Annotated in this window: 11 protein-coding genes; all 11 read right to left on the bottom strand. The window is 66.9% G+C overall.

The genetic code is table 11. The annotated features are described in order from the left end of the window. Nucleotides 1-30: 30 nt before the first annotated feature. The 11 genes from B0G38_RS11640 to ppc all read right to left on the bottom strand — a co-directional run bounded on the left by B0G38_RS11640 (nucleotide 31) and on the right by ppc (nucleotide 13,938). Complete coding sequence (locus B0G38_RS11640; RefSeq protein WP_264669602.1) at nucleotides 31-1,581, bottom strand: aldehyde dehydrogenase family protein; 1,551 nt, start codon at nucleotides 1,579-1,581, stop codon at nucleotides 31-33. Then, nucleotides 1,578-2,351, bottom strand: coding sequence for an HD domain-containing protein (locus B0G38_RS11635; protein WP_264669601.1), 774 nt, complete (start codon nucleotides 2,349-2,351; stop codon nucleotides 1,578-1,580). The genes B0G38_RS11640 and B0G38_RS11635 overlap by 4 nt, the downstream gene beginning before the upstream one ends. An 8-nt stretch (nucleotides 2,352-2,359) precedes the next feature. Continuing rightward, complete coding sequence (locus B0G38_RS11630) at nucleotides 2,360-3,682, bottom strand: NAD(P)/FAD-dependent oxidoreductase (RefSeq protein WP_264669600.1); 1,323 nt, start codon at nucleotides 3,680-3,682, stop codon at nucleotides 2,360-2,362. 2 nt (nucleotides 3,683-3,684) lie between these two features. Next, entirely contained in the window at nucleotides 3,685-4,005 is a 321-nt protein-coding gene (locus tag B0G38_RS11625; protein ID WP_264669599.1) for a 2Fe-2S iron-sulfur cluster-binding protein, read from the bottom strand. 47 nt (nucleotides 4,006-4,052) lie between these two features. Then, a complete protein-coding gene (locus tag B0G38_RS11620; RefSeq protein WP_264669598.1) occupies nucleotides 4,053-4,865 on the bottom strand; it encodes an SDR family NAD(P)-dependent oxidoreductase in 813 nt (270 codons plus the stop codon). A gap of 92 nt (nucleotides 4,866-4,957) precedes the next feature. Continuing rightward, the gene (locus tag B0G38_RS11615; RefSeq protein WP_264669597.1) at nucleotides 4,958-6,829 is read right to left on the bottom strand and encodes a PEP-utilizing enzyme; all 1,872 of its coding nucleotides are present in this window, start codon (nucleotides 6,827-6,829) and stop codon (nucleotides 4,958-4,960) included. A 56-nt stretch (nucleotides 6,830-6,885) separates the two neighbouring features. After that, entirely contained in the window at nucleotides 6,886-8,091 is a 1,206-nt protein-coding gene (locus B0G38_RS11610; protein WP_264669596.1) for a PEP/pyruvate-binding domain-containing protein, read from the bottom strand. 4 nt (nucleotides 8,092-8,095) lie between these two features. Further along, a complete protein-coding gene (locus tag B0G38_RS11605) occupies nucleotides 8,096-9,373 on the bottom strand; it encodes a cytochrome P450 (protein ID WP_264669595.1) in 1,278 nt (425 codons plus the stop codon). Nucleotides 9,374-9,544: 171 nt separating this feature from the next. Beyond that, entirely contained in the window at nucleotides 9,545-10,330 is a 786-nt protein-coding gene (locus B0G38_RS11600) for an IclR family transcriptional regulator (RefSeq protein ID WP_264669594.1), read from the bottom strand. A 58-nt stretch (nucleotides 10,331-10,388) separates the two neighbouring features. Further along, entirely contained in the window at nucleotides 10,389-11,075 is a 687-nt protein-coding gene (locus tag B0G38_RS11595; protein ID WP_264669593.1) for an HD domain-containing protein, read from the bottom strand. A gap of 76 nt (nucleotides 11,076-11,151) precedes the next feature. After that, nucleotides 11,152-13,938, bottom strand: coding sequence for a phosphoenolpyruvate carboxylase (ppc, locus tag B0G38_RS11590; RefSeq protein ID WP_264669592.1), 2,787 nt, complete (start codon nucleotides 13,936-13,938; stop codon nucleotides 11,152-11,154). Between the last annotated feature and the right edge of the window lie 22 nt (nucleotides 13,939-13,960).

Below are 13,960 nucleotides of genomic sequence, written 5' to 3'. Positions count from 1 at the left end.
TTTCCGTTCGACACGTTAGGCAGCCGCAGGTTACGGCCGGCGGTGGATGGACTTGTAGCTGAGGTAGGCGTTGAGCCCCTCGATGCCGTATTCCGTGCCGAGGCCCGAATCGTGCCGGCCGCCAAACGGCGCGGAATGGTTGGAGGCAAAGAAGTTGATGCCCACCGAGCCGGTGTCCATCCGGTCAGCGACGGCGAGGGCAGCGTCCTGGTCCGTGCCGAACACCAGGCCGCCCAGCCCAAACTCGGTGTTGTTCGCCAGCGCGACGGCCTCGTCCACGTCCGTGTACTTCAGCACGGAAATCACCGGGCCGAAGATCTCCTCGCGGGAGATCCGCATCGTCGGTGTGACGTCGGCGAAGACCGTTGGCTCCACGAAGAAGCCGCCTTCGAGCCCGCCCCCGAGCCGCGCCACACGGCCACCTGTCGTTACCCGGGCACCCTCCGCCCGGCCGGCGTCCACGTACTCCAGCACCGTCCGGTACTGGGATTCGGTGGCTGCCGGCCCGAAGACGGTGGCTGGATCGAGCGGGTCTCCCTGCACTCCGGCGGCGATGGTGGCGGTCACCATGTCCACCACCTCGTCGTAGCGTCCGGCCGGGGCCAGGATCCGGGTGGAGATGTAGCAGGTCTGGCCGGTGTTGCGCATGCAAGAGCGCACCAATCCGTTGGACATGGCATCCAGATCAGCGTCCGGCAGCACGATGGCACTGGACTTTCCGCCGAGCTCCAGCGTGACCGGGCGCAGCAGTTCACCGCAGGCCGCCGCGATCTTCCGGCCCACCGGCGTCGAACCGGTGAAGGCCACCTTGTCCACGCCCAGGTGCCGAACCAAGGTGTCGCCCAGTTTGCCGCTGCCGGTGACCAGGTTGACCACGCCGGCCGGCACGCCGGCGGCGGCCACGGCGTCGACAATCAGCCGGAAGGACAACGGGGTGGGCGAGGCAGGTTTCATCACCACGGTGCAGCCGGCCAGCAGCGCCGGCGCCAGCTTGATCACCATCAGGTTGATCGGGAAGTTCCACGGGGCGATCAGCGCGCACACGCCCACCGGATCCCGGCGCACCACGGACTCACCGCCGCCGCGCGGGAACGGGCGGACGTCCTCGCGCTCCAGGTACTCCGCCAGCGTGGCGAAGTAGCGGAAGATGCTCGCCGCGTTGGCCGCGGCCCCGGAGGACTCGGCGATCGGAGAACCGTTCTCGCGGGTGTTGGTCAGCGCCAGCTCATCCGCCCGCTTGTCCACCTCGTCCGCGATGCGCAGCAGGTAGGCAGCCCGCTCAGATGGTGCGAGCCTGGACCACCCGCCGTCGAACGCCTTGCGCGCCGCACCGACCGCGGCGTCGATATCCTCGGCGGTGCCGTCCGGCACCGAGCCCCAGACCTGGCCCGTGGCCGGATCCGTGACGGAGTTGCGGCCGGTGCCGCGGGCGAGAACCCAGGCGCCGTCGATAAAGACGTCGTCCACGTGGGTGTAGGGCAGGGTCAGCGCGGCGCGGGCGTCCACGGCGGGGCCAGAGAACGACGCCGGTACTTGTCCGGTTGCTTCGGTGGCCGTTGCGCTGTGGGCGGTGGAAGTCATCGGATCGCTCCTGTCTTGAGCAGTGCGTTGGACCGAGCGAGGTCGGCCGTGCCCATCTTGTAGGCGGCTTCTGTGATGAGTTCGGGGATGATCTCCGCGGCCAAGCGGTCCGTGTAAACAGCGGGCGTCATGCCGAACCAGGACGAGGCCAGCGCGATGCCGGCGTGGTCGAAACGCCACAGCCGGTCGGCGTCGCGGACCAGGGCATCCTCCAGCGAGAAGGCCACATGGCGGGTGTCGTGCCCGTCGATGATTTCGCAGACCCGCGCGATGAACCCGTCCGAGTAGCCGAGACCGGGCAGTACGCGGCGGGCCACCTTGCAGCCCTCGGCCTCGTGCTCGAAGCGGATGGCCGCCTTCCGCCAGTCGCCCGTGAAACCTTCGGAGAGGATGCGCGATTCTTCCACGTGCGCCCAGCCGGTGTCATGCAGCACGATGGCCACACGGACCAGCTCGGCGTCGGCCTCCGGGTAGGCCCGGCAGAGCCGTTCGGCGTAGGCCAGCGAGATGGGCAGGTGGATGTCGTTGCCGCGGCTGCGGGTTTCCTCCACCACGGCCTTCCAGAGCCTGTCCAGGTCCTCGGCCGCCGGCGTGCCGGCGATGGGCGAGGTATCCAGGGTGCCGGTGGCCGGAACGGGCCGTACAGGGTGCGCGGCGGCAAAGGCGGTGGCGCGGGGATCTTCCGCGTGCGCTGACGGGTCCGCTGCCGGCCAGGCGGTGCCGGCGGCGTCGCTGTTGGTCTGCGGACTCTGCGTGTCGGGGGTTCTCATGGGGCTCCTTAGCCGTCCGTGATGATGGTCTTCAGGATGACGGCGGGATCCGCCGCCGCGTCCGCGGGTATGTTCTGGCCCTTGGCCAGGGCGTTCTTGACCGACATGAAGTCCAGCGGTGCGTTGACGCAGTCCACGGCAATGATCCGGCCGTTGCGGTAGTAGAGCACGGAGAATTTGCCGCGTTCCTCGTCGCGCCGGACCACGGTCTGGTCGTAGCCGAGGGTCAGTCCGGCGATCTGCAGTTTCAGGTCCGCCTGGTTGGACCAGAACCACGGGATACCCGCGTAGTCCTCGCGCCGGCCCATCAGCGAATAGGCGGCCACCTTGGCGTGCTCGATCGCGTTGTTCACGCTTTCCAACCGGATGCGTTCGCCTTCCGGCGAACCGGGCAGCGGGTTGGGCATGTTCGCCACATCGCCTACCGCCACGGTGGTGCCGTCGGAGGCAAGGGCGTGCGAGTCGACCACAATGCCGTTATCCACTTCCAGGCCCAGCTGCTCGGCGAGTTCGGTGTTGGGGACCACACCGATTCCGACCAGCACCAGCTGCGCCGGGATCACTGTGCCGTCCCCAAGCTCGACGCCGGCCACCCGGCTTCCGCCCTCGGCTGCGGTCAGGCGCTTCATCCGGGCATCAAGCCGGATGTCGATGCCGCGGCCGCGGTGGGCCTGAAGAAAGTAGTCGCTGGTGTCTTCGCCGACGGCGCGGCCGATCAGGCGCGGGCCGTACTCGAGTACCGTCACGGACTTGCCCATCTTGTGCAGGCTCGAAGCCGCTTCCAGCCCGATGAAGCCGCCGCCGACCACCACCGCTTCGCGGACGCTGTCCAGCTGCGCTTTCAGGGCCAGGGCGTCGTCCGCGTTGCGCAGGTAGACCACGCCGTCCAGTTCCGCCCCGGGCAGGTCAAGCTTGCGCGCCCGGGCACCGACGGTCAGGGCCAGCCGCTTGAAGCCGAATTCGGCGCCGGAGGCGGCATGCGCTGTGCCGGAGCCGTCGTCGTTCTTATCGATCCGGGTGATGTACTCGCCCTTGACGAGGGTGATGTTGTGCTCGTCCCAGTAAGCGTTGGAGCGGAAGATCAGCGATTCGCTCTCCACCGCGCCCTGCAGGAACTCCTTGGACAGGGCCGGGCGCTGGTACGGCCGGTGGTCCTCGTCGCCGAGCAGCGTGATGTGCTCGTCGAAGCCCACGGCCCGCAACGAAACGGCCAGCTGCACGCCGGACTGGCTGGCGCCGATGATCAGCAGCCCGGTCCGGGCGGGCGCCTTCCCTGCTGCGGCAGCGCCGTCGTTGGTCTTGGTTTCCGCGTCAGCGGTTCCGGTGCTCATGATCAGACCTGTGTTTCCGGTGTGGTGACGTGGATGTCCTGGCCGTCGCAGAGCTTCAGCTGGCAGGACAGGCGGGAGTTGTCCTCGCGGTCCACCGCGGTGCCGTAGAGCATTTCGTCCTCCATGTCCTCCATGGGCGGCAGCTCGGGCAGCTCGTCCTCGCGGACAAAAACGTGGCAGGTGGCGCAGGACAGCGAACCGCCGCATTCGGCGACGATGCCGGGGACGCCGTTGCGGACGGCCGTCTCCATGACCGAGTCCCCGGTGTTGCCGGTGATCTCGCGTGTGGTGCCTTCCGTGTCGGTGAAATAAACCGTTGGCATGGCTCCTCCTTGGGGTGGAATCTTGTGTTGGAAGTTGGGTGGAAGCTTTAGATGAACTGGCGGCCGCCGTCGACCACCATGGTTTGTCCGGTGATGTACGAGCTGTCCGGACCGGCCAGGAACAGCGCGGCCCCGACGATGTCTTCGGGCTGGCTGGCCCGCTTGAGCGCCCCGCGGTCCACGCCGTAGCTTTCGGCGTCCTCCATTAGCGAGTAGCTGGCCTCGGTGAGCGTGAAGCCTGGCGCGATCGCGTTGACGGTGATGCCGCGCCGGCCCAGCTCCTTGGCCAGCACCCGGGTCAGCGCAACCACCCCGCCCTTGGAGGCGACGTAGTGCAGCCACTGCTCCGAGCCGGAGAAGATGGTGGCGCTGGAGAGGTTGATGACGCGCCCGCCGTCGGCCAGGTAGGGGCTCGCCGCACGGGTCACCAGCCACGGGCCCTTGAGGTTCACATTCATCACCAGGTCCCATTCGTCCGGGTCGATGTCCTCGAACGGCGTTCGGGTCACCGTGGCGTAAATGGCCGCGTTATTGAGTACGACGTCGATGCGGCCGTTCCCGAATTCCGCCACTTGGGCGGCGAGCGACTCGGTGGACGCGGGATCCGTCACGTCGGCCCGGTAAGCCGCCGCGTCGGCACCGGCTTCGCGGACCAGCTTGGCCGTTTCTTCGGCGCCTTCCAGGTTCACGTCCGCGACGGCCACCCGGTAGCCGCGGCCGGCGAAGCCGAGTGCGAAAGCCCGGCCGAGACCCCCGGCGGCGCCGGTGATCAGCACGGTCCGCTGCGCCGTATCAGGGTCGGCCCGCTCGACGCCGCGGGTAGCAGCGGCGTCGTTGGCGTCCGTGGGTTGCTGCGTCATCTTCAAACCTTTGCGTTGGGTCGTGCCGGGCCGGGGCCTTGGGAAGGGACAGCTCGCCCGGCCCGGCACTGGGATCACCTGGGTGGAGGTACTCAGGCGTGGCTGTGGCTGTGAGCACCGGGACCGGTCACGAGGGGTTCAGGTTCCTCGTTATCCAGAATCTGGACGATGCCCTTGGTACCGTCGACCCGCAGCAGCTGCCCGGTCTTGATGGTGGTCGAGCCGCTGCCCGTTCCGGTGACCGCCGGCAGCCCGTACTCGCGGCAGACAATGGCGGCGTGGCTCATCATGCCGCCGATATCCGTCACGGTGGCCTTGATCTTGCCGAAGATCGGGCCCCAGGACGGCGAAGTCACGGTGGCCACCAGGATCTCGCCCTGCTGGACCTCGGAGAGCTGATCCGAGTCCGTCACGACGCGGGCAAAGCCCTCGACGACGCCGGGTGAGGCCGCCATGCCGCGCAGTCCGCCGCCCTCGACTTCCTCGCCCGCGCCCAGCCACTGCTGGACCTGCTCGGTGGTGATGCCCCAGAGCATCCGGGTGAACGGTTCGGTGATGGACTCCGGCGGCGTGTTCAGCGCCGGCTGTGGACGGGCGGTCTTGAGCGCATCGACAATGCCGCGGCGGCGTTCGATCTCCTCCGGCCAGTAGGTGGGGCCGATCGGCTCGGCGCCCACACCCCAGCCGGTGACCAGGTCGAACAGTGCGTCGCGGACCTCGTTGCGGTTCAGGTAGAGCAGGTCATCGGGTTCGGTCCAGAAGCCCTCGGCGTGCATCATCCGCGACAGTTCGCGGATCTTGCGCCAGAACACGCCCATGGTCCAGTGCTCAATGTAGAAGTTGTGGTTTTCCACGTACGGGTAGGCGGTGGCGGCGAGCTGGCGCTTGGCGTCGAAGAGGGCCTGGGTTTCACCTTCAAGCAGGTCCCGGTACTCCTCGACGATGCGGTCCTTCTCCACGATCAGTTCCTCGGTCGGCCGCATGATGTTCTGGCCCTCGCCGAGCCGGCGGATGTAATCGGCAATGTAGCCCAGCGGGATCTCCTGGTGCTCGTACCAGTACTTGTCGTGCCCGTAGAAACCGTTGCCCACGGTGAAGTTGAACCACGGATCCTTCGCGCCTTCGTACTGGGCAATCCAACGCTCCCCGCCCGGTGCCGCAGCAATGGCACCCAAGGTGGCATCGACGTCGTCCGTATTGCCGAAGGCGGACTCCAAGTGAAGCTCCACGGCCAGTTTGGCGAGTTTCTTGAGCTCATCGTCCGGCCGGAACAGCTCCATGTCCACGCCCTGGACCATGGTCGCGATGGACTGGTCCGGGATGTTGGGGAAGACTTCCTTGCAGAAGTTGAAGAAGTCCAGGTAGGCGATGTAGCCCAGGTTCAGGAACTCGAAGTGGTACTGCCAGTTCTGGTAGGCCAGCTGGATCAGGCGGTCGTAGTTCTCCAGCAGGACCTCGGAGCCGTCCATCGCCTTGCCGGTGGTGATGTCGTCCATCGGGACCATGTCCGGCAGCTTGTTGTAGGACAGCGTCTCCATCTCGTCAATGGTGCCGCGGACCTTCACGTGCCACTGCCGCAGCAGCTCCTCCCAGTTCTGGAAGTAGTGACCCACCCGCTGCTCGAAATGCGGGACCCGGGCCGCGATCTGGTCCTCGGGAACCGGGATCGGGGACATGTACAGGTAGCCCAGATGCACACGGAACTCGATGCCGTTGGCGTTGGGAATCATCAGGTGCCGGGCGTTGTACTGGCCCAGGCACTTGACCGCGAACTCCCCGCCAATGGTTTCGAACGGCTTGAAAACGGTAGGCCAATGCTGGCTGTCACAGAACCAGAACTTCGCGTCCTCCTGCTCCTTCAGCTTGTCCTGGAACACCAGATAATACGGGTAAATCTGCTCCCACCCCTCGGCGCCGGCAGGCACCGGCAGCTCAGAGGGCTTCGGGAAAGACTTCATGGACATGACGGACCTTTCGATGGTGGCTCGGCGGTGAGCCTGTGGGTCGATAACGGCGGGTTTCAGACCGAGGGTTTGAGCAGCGAAGCGGTGATGCTGCCGAGGCTGAAGGCGCTGCTGGCGGTGCCGGTGGAGCGGGTGGAGCTGGTGGCGAAACCGGCAACTGGTGCAGAGCCCGCTACCGGGGTGGAGCCGGTGGTGGAAACAGCCTTGGTCCCGGTGGCGCCGAAGGCTGCGGCGTATCCGCCGGTGCTGGTGGCTGTGGGAACCGCCGGCTTGGAGGAATGTACCGTTTCGGGGCGGGACTGAAGCAGCAGCAGATTCTCGCCGTCGGGCAGGTCCGCATCCAGGGCCCATTCCACGTCCTGCGGGCACTTGTAGTGCTTCTCGGCCCGTTTGGCCATCTGTGCCACGGCCTTGGCTTCCTCATCGTTCAGGCTGCGGCGGGCGCGGCGCTCGGCATCGACCTCCCGTTCCACGAGGGCGCGTGCGGTGCTGTCGGGAACGAGTTCCGCGTGCTTGTCGCCCAGGTGTTCGGACACGAGCGCAAGCGTCACCTTGTCCAGCACGATGTTGTCCGGGGTGACCTGGCCCGAGACCACCATTTCGCCGACACCGTAGGAAGAGTCGATGGTGATCTTGGAGCGGTCCCCGTTGGCCGGGTCCATGGTGATGGCAACGCCGGAGACCTTGGAGTTGACCATCTTCTGCACCACCACGGCCATGGACAGTCCCTCGTCGGGAATGTTGTTCTTCAGCCGGTAGATGATGGCGCGCGAGGTGTAGAGCGAGGCCCAGCACTGGCGGATGTGCTCGGTGACGGCTTTGATGCCTTCCAGCCACAGATAGGTGTCCTGCTGGCCTGCAAACGAGGCGTCCGGCAGGTCCTCGGCCGTGGCGCTGGAGCGCACAGCCACCGGGACCGGCGTCTCGAACCGGGACATCAGGGATTCGTAAGCCTGGATGGTCATGGCCCGGATGGCCTCGGGAACAGGCCGGGAGCAGATGTCCTCGCGGATAGCCGCGGAGACCTTGTCCACCTGGGCCACGTCTTCGGGATCGAGGCCCCCCAGCAGTTCGTTGATGTGCCGGGTGATGCCGGCTTCTGCCATAAACGCATCAAATTCGGCGGTAGTGACCACGAACCCGGGCGGAACCGGCATGCCGGCAGCGGTCATCGTGACCAGGGATGCGCCCTTGCCGCCGAGCGTTTCGAGCTTCGGCTCGAGGCCGCCGTCGAAGAACTGGATGTACTCGTTGCTTTCCATGTGCTTATGCCTCCCAGCTGACTGGAACGGTTTCGGGGACCCGGAAGGACAGGTTTTCGCGGAACGCGATGTCCTCGGGGTCCTGCAGTTTCAGGTTCGGGGCAAGCCGGGCGACTTCCTCGAGGGCGATCTTGGCCTGCAGTTTGGCCAGCATGTTGCCCAGGCAGTAGTGGATGCCGAAGCCGAAGGACAGGTGCTCGCGGGCGTTGGGGCGGGAGATGTCGAAATCTTCGCCGTTCTCGAACTTGCCCTCTTCGCGGTTCGCCGAGCCCATCAGCAACAGCAGCTGTCCGCCTTCTTCGATCTTCACCCCGCCGACCTCGGTGTCTTTGAGCGCCTTGCGCCGCCAGCCGACAATCGAGCCGGCATAGCGCAGGACTTCGTCGATGGCGCCGGGGATCTTCTTCGGCTCCTCGACCAGTACCGCCCACTGTTCCGGGCGGGCCAGCAGCACGCGCAGTGAATTGGCGATCAGCGTGGTGGTGGTTTCGTGGCCGGCGAAAAGCAGGCTGTAGAGGACTGACGCGATCTCGTGGTCGGAGATCTCCGCGCCGTCGTTCTGCGCACGCACCAGGTCGCCGGTGAGGTTGTCGCCGCCCTCCTCATGGGCCACGCGGACCAGGCGCAGGCATTCCTGCCAGTACTCCACCAGGTTGTGCGCATGCGGGATCTGCTGGTCATCGCTCAGGTCGCCCCAGGTCATCGCCGCACGGGAATCGCTCCAGCGCTTGAACTGATCCACCTGGCTGACATCGGCACCGATCAACGTGAGGATGGTGATCGTCGGGACGTCGTAGGCCAGATCCTTGACCAGGTCGCCGGTGCGCTCGGGCCGCGCCAGCATCTTCTCCACCAGGTCCACCACGTTCTGGCGGATGAAGGGCTCCAGCGCCTTGTAGCGGCGGGGCGTGAAGGCCTTCTGGACTACCGAGCGGATCCGGGTGTGCTCCGGCGGGCGGCGGGCGGAGAGTCCCGAGTACGCGGTGAAGCCGCCCTCTTCCATGATCTTCTTGGCGGCCGGGCCGCGCTCGCGGACCGGGGCCTGCGCGTTTTCGCTGGAGAAGGTCTCCCAGTCCTCGAAAACTGCCTTGATGTCGTCGTAGCGGGAAACTACGTAGTAGCCGATGCGCTCGTCGAACATGACCGGCTGCTCGGCCCGCAGTTCCGCGTAGGCGGGGAATGGATCCTTCATCTGGAACGGTTCGTAGCCGTGGTGCCCGGCAGGCGCCTCGGCTCCGTGGCCGAACGGGCAGCGGGCCGCCGTTTCCGTCGAGGGTGACATCTGTTCTCCTTGGGGTTGGTTCCCGTTGGCGGCTGCTGGACCGTCCAACGGGTTCGTTCACACCAGTGTTGTCCACATCACCCCGTGGTGCACATCACGTACTTCCACTGAGTAGAAACTGAATAGAACGACGACGGCGTCCTGGCTTCCCTGGAGCCGTGCAGGCTGCGGCTATTTGCGGTGGCTGCCCAGCAGCGTTTCGAGCGGGATGTGGGCCGTGGCGCGCTCGATCTGCACCGAGACTCCTTTGAGCACAGGCAGGTGCCGGTTCATGGTGGCCGCCTGCGCCGTCGGCAGCACCAGCCCCAGTCCGGCACCGATGACGCCGGTGTGGAAGACCGGAACGGCGATCGAGCAGGATCCAAGCCGGACTTCCTCCAGCGTGGTGGCAAAGCCCTGCTCACGGATGGTGTCGAGTTCCTTCGCCAGCCGGCCGGCGTGGATATGCGTATGGGCCGTTGGCCGTTCCAGCTCGCGGTTCAGGTAGGCGATGCGCACCCACTCCTCCTCGAAGGCCAGGATCACCTTGCCGACGGCGGTGGCATGCATCGGTAGCCGCCCGCCGACCCGGGAGGCGCGCGGGACGCGCTTAGTTCCGTAGATGCGCTCGATATAGAGCACCTCGTGCCCCTCGCGGACCGCGAGCTGGGATGTTTCACCGGTGAGGGAGAACAGTTCCTGGACGAAAGGCCGCGCGGCCTCGCGCAGCTGCCGTCCGGCGTTCTGCGCCAGCTCCCACAGCCGGATCCCCAGCTGGTAGCGGCCGTTGGCTCCGCGCGAGAGGAATCCCCAGTCGGCCAGTTCGGCGACCAGCCGGTGGGTGGTGCTGAGGGGCAACCCGGATCCCTCGGAAATCTCCGTAAGGCTGAGCGATCCGCGGGCCTTTTCGAAGGCCTCAAGGATGGCAAGCACCCTGGAGGTCACGGATCGTCCCGCATCGCGGCTCCCGCCCGCCATCGCTGCCTCCTCATCCGGCCGCTCCCGGCCCGGCACCTGCCGCCAGCCGAAACCGAGTCTAGTCCTCCGCCAGCAAGGCACGCCGCTGCGGCCACAGGGTCACCGACTCCAGCGCCGAGAATGCCCGCGCCATGGCTTTCGCTTCCTCGGTGAACAGGTGGCCGTGGACCCGCTGGCTGCACAGCCGCACGGCCTGCTCCCGCTCCAGGCCAAACCAGTCCATCACGGTGTCTATCCCGTGCGGGGTCAACCGCCAGGTCTTATCCGAATCCTTCACAATGGCGTCCTCGACCGAGAGTGCCTCGCGCCGCGAGTCGTGCCCGTCGATGATCTTCAGGATCGCGGGAGCTTTGGCCGCGTCGTAGCCGACCTCGGCCAGAATATCCGCCGCCAGGCGGGCACCTTCCTTCTCATGCAGCAGCACCAGATCCGGCCGCCCACCGCCCGGGGCGATTGCGGAGAGCACCTCGTCCGGGGGCACCTGCGACCAGCCGATGTCGTGCAGCATGATCGCCGGAAGAACGACGTCGGCATCCGCCTCCGGGCGCACGTCCAGCAAGGCGCGGGCAAGGCCGAAGGCGTACAGCGTGTGCGCGTCGTTGTCGCGGACGGCCAGCAAGGGCGCTGCCAGCTCCCAGATCCGGGCGAGGACCGGTTCCAGGGCGATCACGCCGTCGGGATTTGCAGCAATGGCACCGGAGACGTCGTGGCCGTACTGGTTGGCGGCAGGCAGGAGCTTGGTCATGCTCCCACCGTGGACCAGCAGCCGTGGCCGTGGCAACAATCGGATTCCACTGGCCGGAAGCGACGCCCAGCCCGCCTCAGCCGGTGTTGCGCAGACCCGCCGCCACGCCGTTGACCGTGATCAGCATGGCCCGCTGCAGGCTTTCATCCGGTTCCCCGCCCGAGGTCCCGTTCTCGCGCATCCGGCGCAGCAGCTCCACCTGCATGTAGGAGATCGGATCCAGATACTGGTCCCGCACTTCCAACGACTTTTTGAGCACCGGCTGGTTGTCCAGCAACCGCACTTCGCCGGTGAGGCGCCGGACCTCGGCCACCGTGAGCTCGAACTCCTCGCGGATCCGATCGAACAGGTGCTGCAACCGGGCAGGCACCAGCGTGGCCACATAATGCGCGGCGATGTCCAGGTCCGTCTTGACCAGCGTCATTTCCACATTGGAGACCACGGTCTGGAAAAAGTGCCACCGGTCCGCCATCTCCTGCAGCATCTCCCCATGACCGGCCTCGCGCGCGGCCTTCAGCCCCGAACCGACGCCGTACCAGCCGGGCACGATCTGCCGTGACTGGGTCCAGCCGAAGACCCACGGGATGGCCCGCAGCCCTTCCAGTCCGGCGCCCGAATCCGGCCGCATGGAAGGACGTGAGCCGATCTTCAGGGAGCCCAGCTGTTCTACGGGCGTCGAGGTGAAGAAATACTCCGGCAGGTCCGGATCCTCAATGAGCTCCCGGTAGCAGCGGAAGGACGCGTCGGAAACGGTCTCCATCACCTTCCCGTAGCGTTGGCGTTCGCTGGCGGAGGTGCGCGGCTCCCGGTGCAGGGCAGAGCCTTCGAGCACAGCCGCCAGCGCCAGTTCCAGGTTCTCCCGTGCCAGCGTCTGCAGCGAGTACTTGTCCGAAATGACTTCGCCCTGCTCGGTGAACTTGATTTCGCCTTCCAGCACGCCGTTCGGCTGGGCCAGGATGGCGTCATAGGTAGGCCCTCCGCCACGGCCCACGGATCCCCCGCGGCCGTGGAAAAGCCGCAGCCGGACACCGTGTTTGGCGGCTACGTCGCGCAGGACCCGCTGCGTCTGGTGGATTTCCCAGAGGCTGGTCAGCACGCCGGATTCCTTGTTCGAATCCGAGTAGCCGAGCATGACTTCCTGCACGTCGCCGCGGAGCCGGACAATCTCGCGGTACTGCGGATCCGCCAGCAGCCCGTCCAGAATCCGCTCGGACCGGCGCAGCTCCTCCACTGTTTCCAGCAGCGGTGCGAAGCCGATGCGCGCAAACGCGTCCCCGCCGTGCAGCCGCAACAGGCCGGCTTCCCGCGCCAGCACCACGGCGGCCAGCACGTCGTCGGGACCGCGGGTCATGGACACGATGTAGGTCTCCACGACGTTCGAGCCGTAGGTCTCCAAAGCCCGCTGGATTTCGCCGAACACCGCGTACGTCTTGGCTTCCTCGCCTGCCAGCGGGGCCGGCACCGGCGCCAGCGGACGGCGGGAGGCAAGCTCCTTCGACAGCAAGGCCTGGCGCTCGGCCCTGTCCAGGTCCGCGTACGGCCCGGGCAGTTCGCCCAGCCTGTCCATCAACACACCGACGACGGCGTGGTGCCGCTCGGCATGCTCGCGGATATCCAGCGTGGCCAGGTTCAGGCCGACGGCGGACATGATCCGGCGCACCCCCGCCAGCGCTCCATCCGCCGCCAGCGAGGACCCGTGGGCACGCAGCGATCGTTCCAGCAGCCCCAGCTCATCCAGCACCTGCGTGGCGGAGGAGTAGTCCCGCCCGGGCTGGTGCGCGGTGCCGTTCCGGACGCGGGCGGACGTGTTCATCAATTTCGCCTTGATGCACGTGAGCTTCAGCCTGTACGGCTCCTGGGCATTGAGCACGAGCACGCGCTTATCCAGCCCGGGCAGCTTTTCCAGGTCCTGCTGAATGGATTCCAGCAGCTCCGGCTCCGCTTCGGCGAGCGCAGTGGAGTTGGACAACACGGAGATCAGCTCGTCAATCTGCTCGATTCCGATCCGCACGGCGTGCTGGTTCTGCAGGGCGAGGATCTCCCGCGTTACGTCCGCGGTGACGTTCGGGTTGCCGTCCCGGTCGCCGCCGATCCAGCTGCCGAACCGCAGCGGCGAGCGCTCGGCGGACAGGGCGGCGCCGTGGCCGTCCAGCAGCTCCGCCAGTTCGGCCAACAGTTCCGGGACCGCGCCGCGGAAAATGTTGTCGAGGTAGTAGAGGGCGTTGCGGGCCTCATCCACCGGGCTAGGCCGCACCTGCCGCAGCTCGTCCGTCTGCCACATCTGGTCGATAATTTCCGCCAGCCTGCGGTCCTGCCGCCGCCTGGCCACGCTGTCCTCGGCCGTCCGCACCGCCAGCACGTCGGAGAGCTTGCGCAGCTTATCCAGCACCGAACGGCGCGATGCTTCGGTGGGGTGGGCAGTGAAGACCGGCCGTACATCCAGCGCGTCCACGGCCTCCTGCAGCACCGCCGGGCCCGCCTTCGTGGCCACGTCCGCCACCGCCTTGGCCAGCCAGCCGTCCTGTTCCGGCCGGGTCCGCAGGGTCCGGACGCGGTGGACCTGCTCGGCGGCATTGGCCAGATGGAAGTAGAAGGCGAAGGCCCGCACCAACTGCGTCGCCTGGACGGTGGGCAGTCCCGCCAGCAATTCCCGCACCTGGTCCGCCACGTCCCGCGCCGTCCAGGGACCGCTGGCCTCCCCGCCACCGCGGGCCGCCTCCTTGGACTCCTTGGTCAGCAGCCGCACCTGCTCCACCAGCTCCAGCAGCTCCGGGCCGTGCTGGCGCACCAGCGATTGCCCCAGCAGCGTGCTAACGCGCCGGACATCCGCGCGGAGCCTGGAATCGAGATCCCCTTCAGGCATGAAAACCCTCCTGTGCCATCAA

It is taken from the genome of Crystallibacter permensis (assembly GCF_025960875.1).
GTDB classification, from domain to species: Bacteria; Actinomycetota; Actinomycetes; order Actinomycetales; family Micrococcaceae; genus Crystallibacter; species Crystallibacter permensis.
The sequence above is the reverse complement of the archived record's forward strand: the minus strand, read 5'-3'. Positions and strand labels throughout refer to the sequence as shown.

Bases quoted from the DNA above. Each gene is read 5' to 3' on its own strand.
- B0G38_RS11615 (WP_264669597.1), bottom strand. From the start codon at position 6,829: ATGTCCATGAAGTCTTTCCCGAAGCCCTCTGAGCTGCCGGTGCCTGCC.
- B0G38_RS11605 (WP_264669595.1), bottom strand. From the start codon at position 9,373: ATGTCACCCTCGACGGAAACGGCGGCCCGCTGCCCGTTCGGCCACGGA.
- B0G38_RS11625 (WP_264669599.1), bottom strand. From the start codon at position 4,005: ATGCCAACGGTTTATTTCACCGACACGGAAGGCACCACACGCGAGATC.
- B0G38_RS11635 (WP_264669601.1), bottom strand. From the start codon at position 2,351: ATGAGAACCCCCGACACGCAGAGTCCGCAGACCAACAGCGACGCCGCC.
- B0G38_RS11595 (WP_264669593.1), bottom strand. From the start codon at position 11,075: ATGACCAAGCTCCTGCCTGCCGCCAACCAGTACGGCCACGACGTCTCC.
- B0G38_RS11620 (WP_264669598.1), bottom strand. From the start codon at position 4,865: ATGACGCAGCAACCCACGGACGCCAACGACGCCGCTGCTACCCGCGGC.
- B0G38_RS11630 (WP_264669600.1), bottom strand. From the start codon at position 3,682: ATGAGCACCGGAACCGCTGACGCGGAAACCAAGACCAACGACGGCGCT.
- B0G38_RS11640 (WP_264669602.1), bottom strand. From the start codon at position 1,581: ATGACTTCCACCGCCCACAGCGCAACGGCCACCGAAGCAACCGGACAA.
- B0G38_RS11610 (WP_264669596.1), bottom strand. From the start codon at position 8,091: ATGGAAAGCAACGAGTACATCCAGTTCTTCGACGGCGGCCTCGAGCCG.
- ppc (WP_264669592.1), bottom strand. From the start codon at position 13,938: ATGCCTGAAGGGGATCTCGATTCCAGGCTCCGCGCGGATGTCCGGCGC.
- B0G38_RS11600 (WP_264669594.1), bottom strand. From the start codon at position 10,330: ATGGCGGGCGGGAGCCGCGATGCGGGACGATCCGTGACCTCCAGGGTG.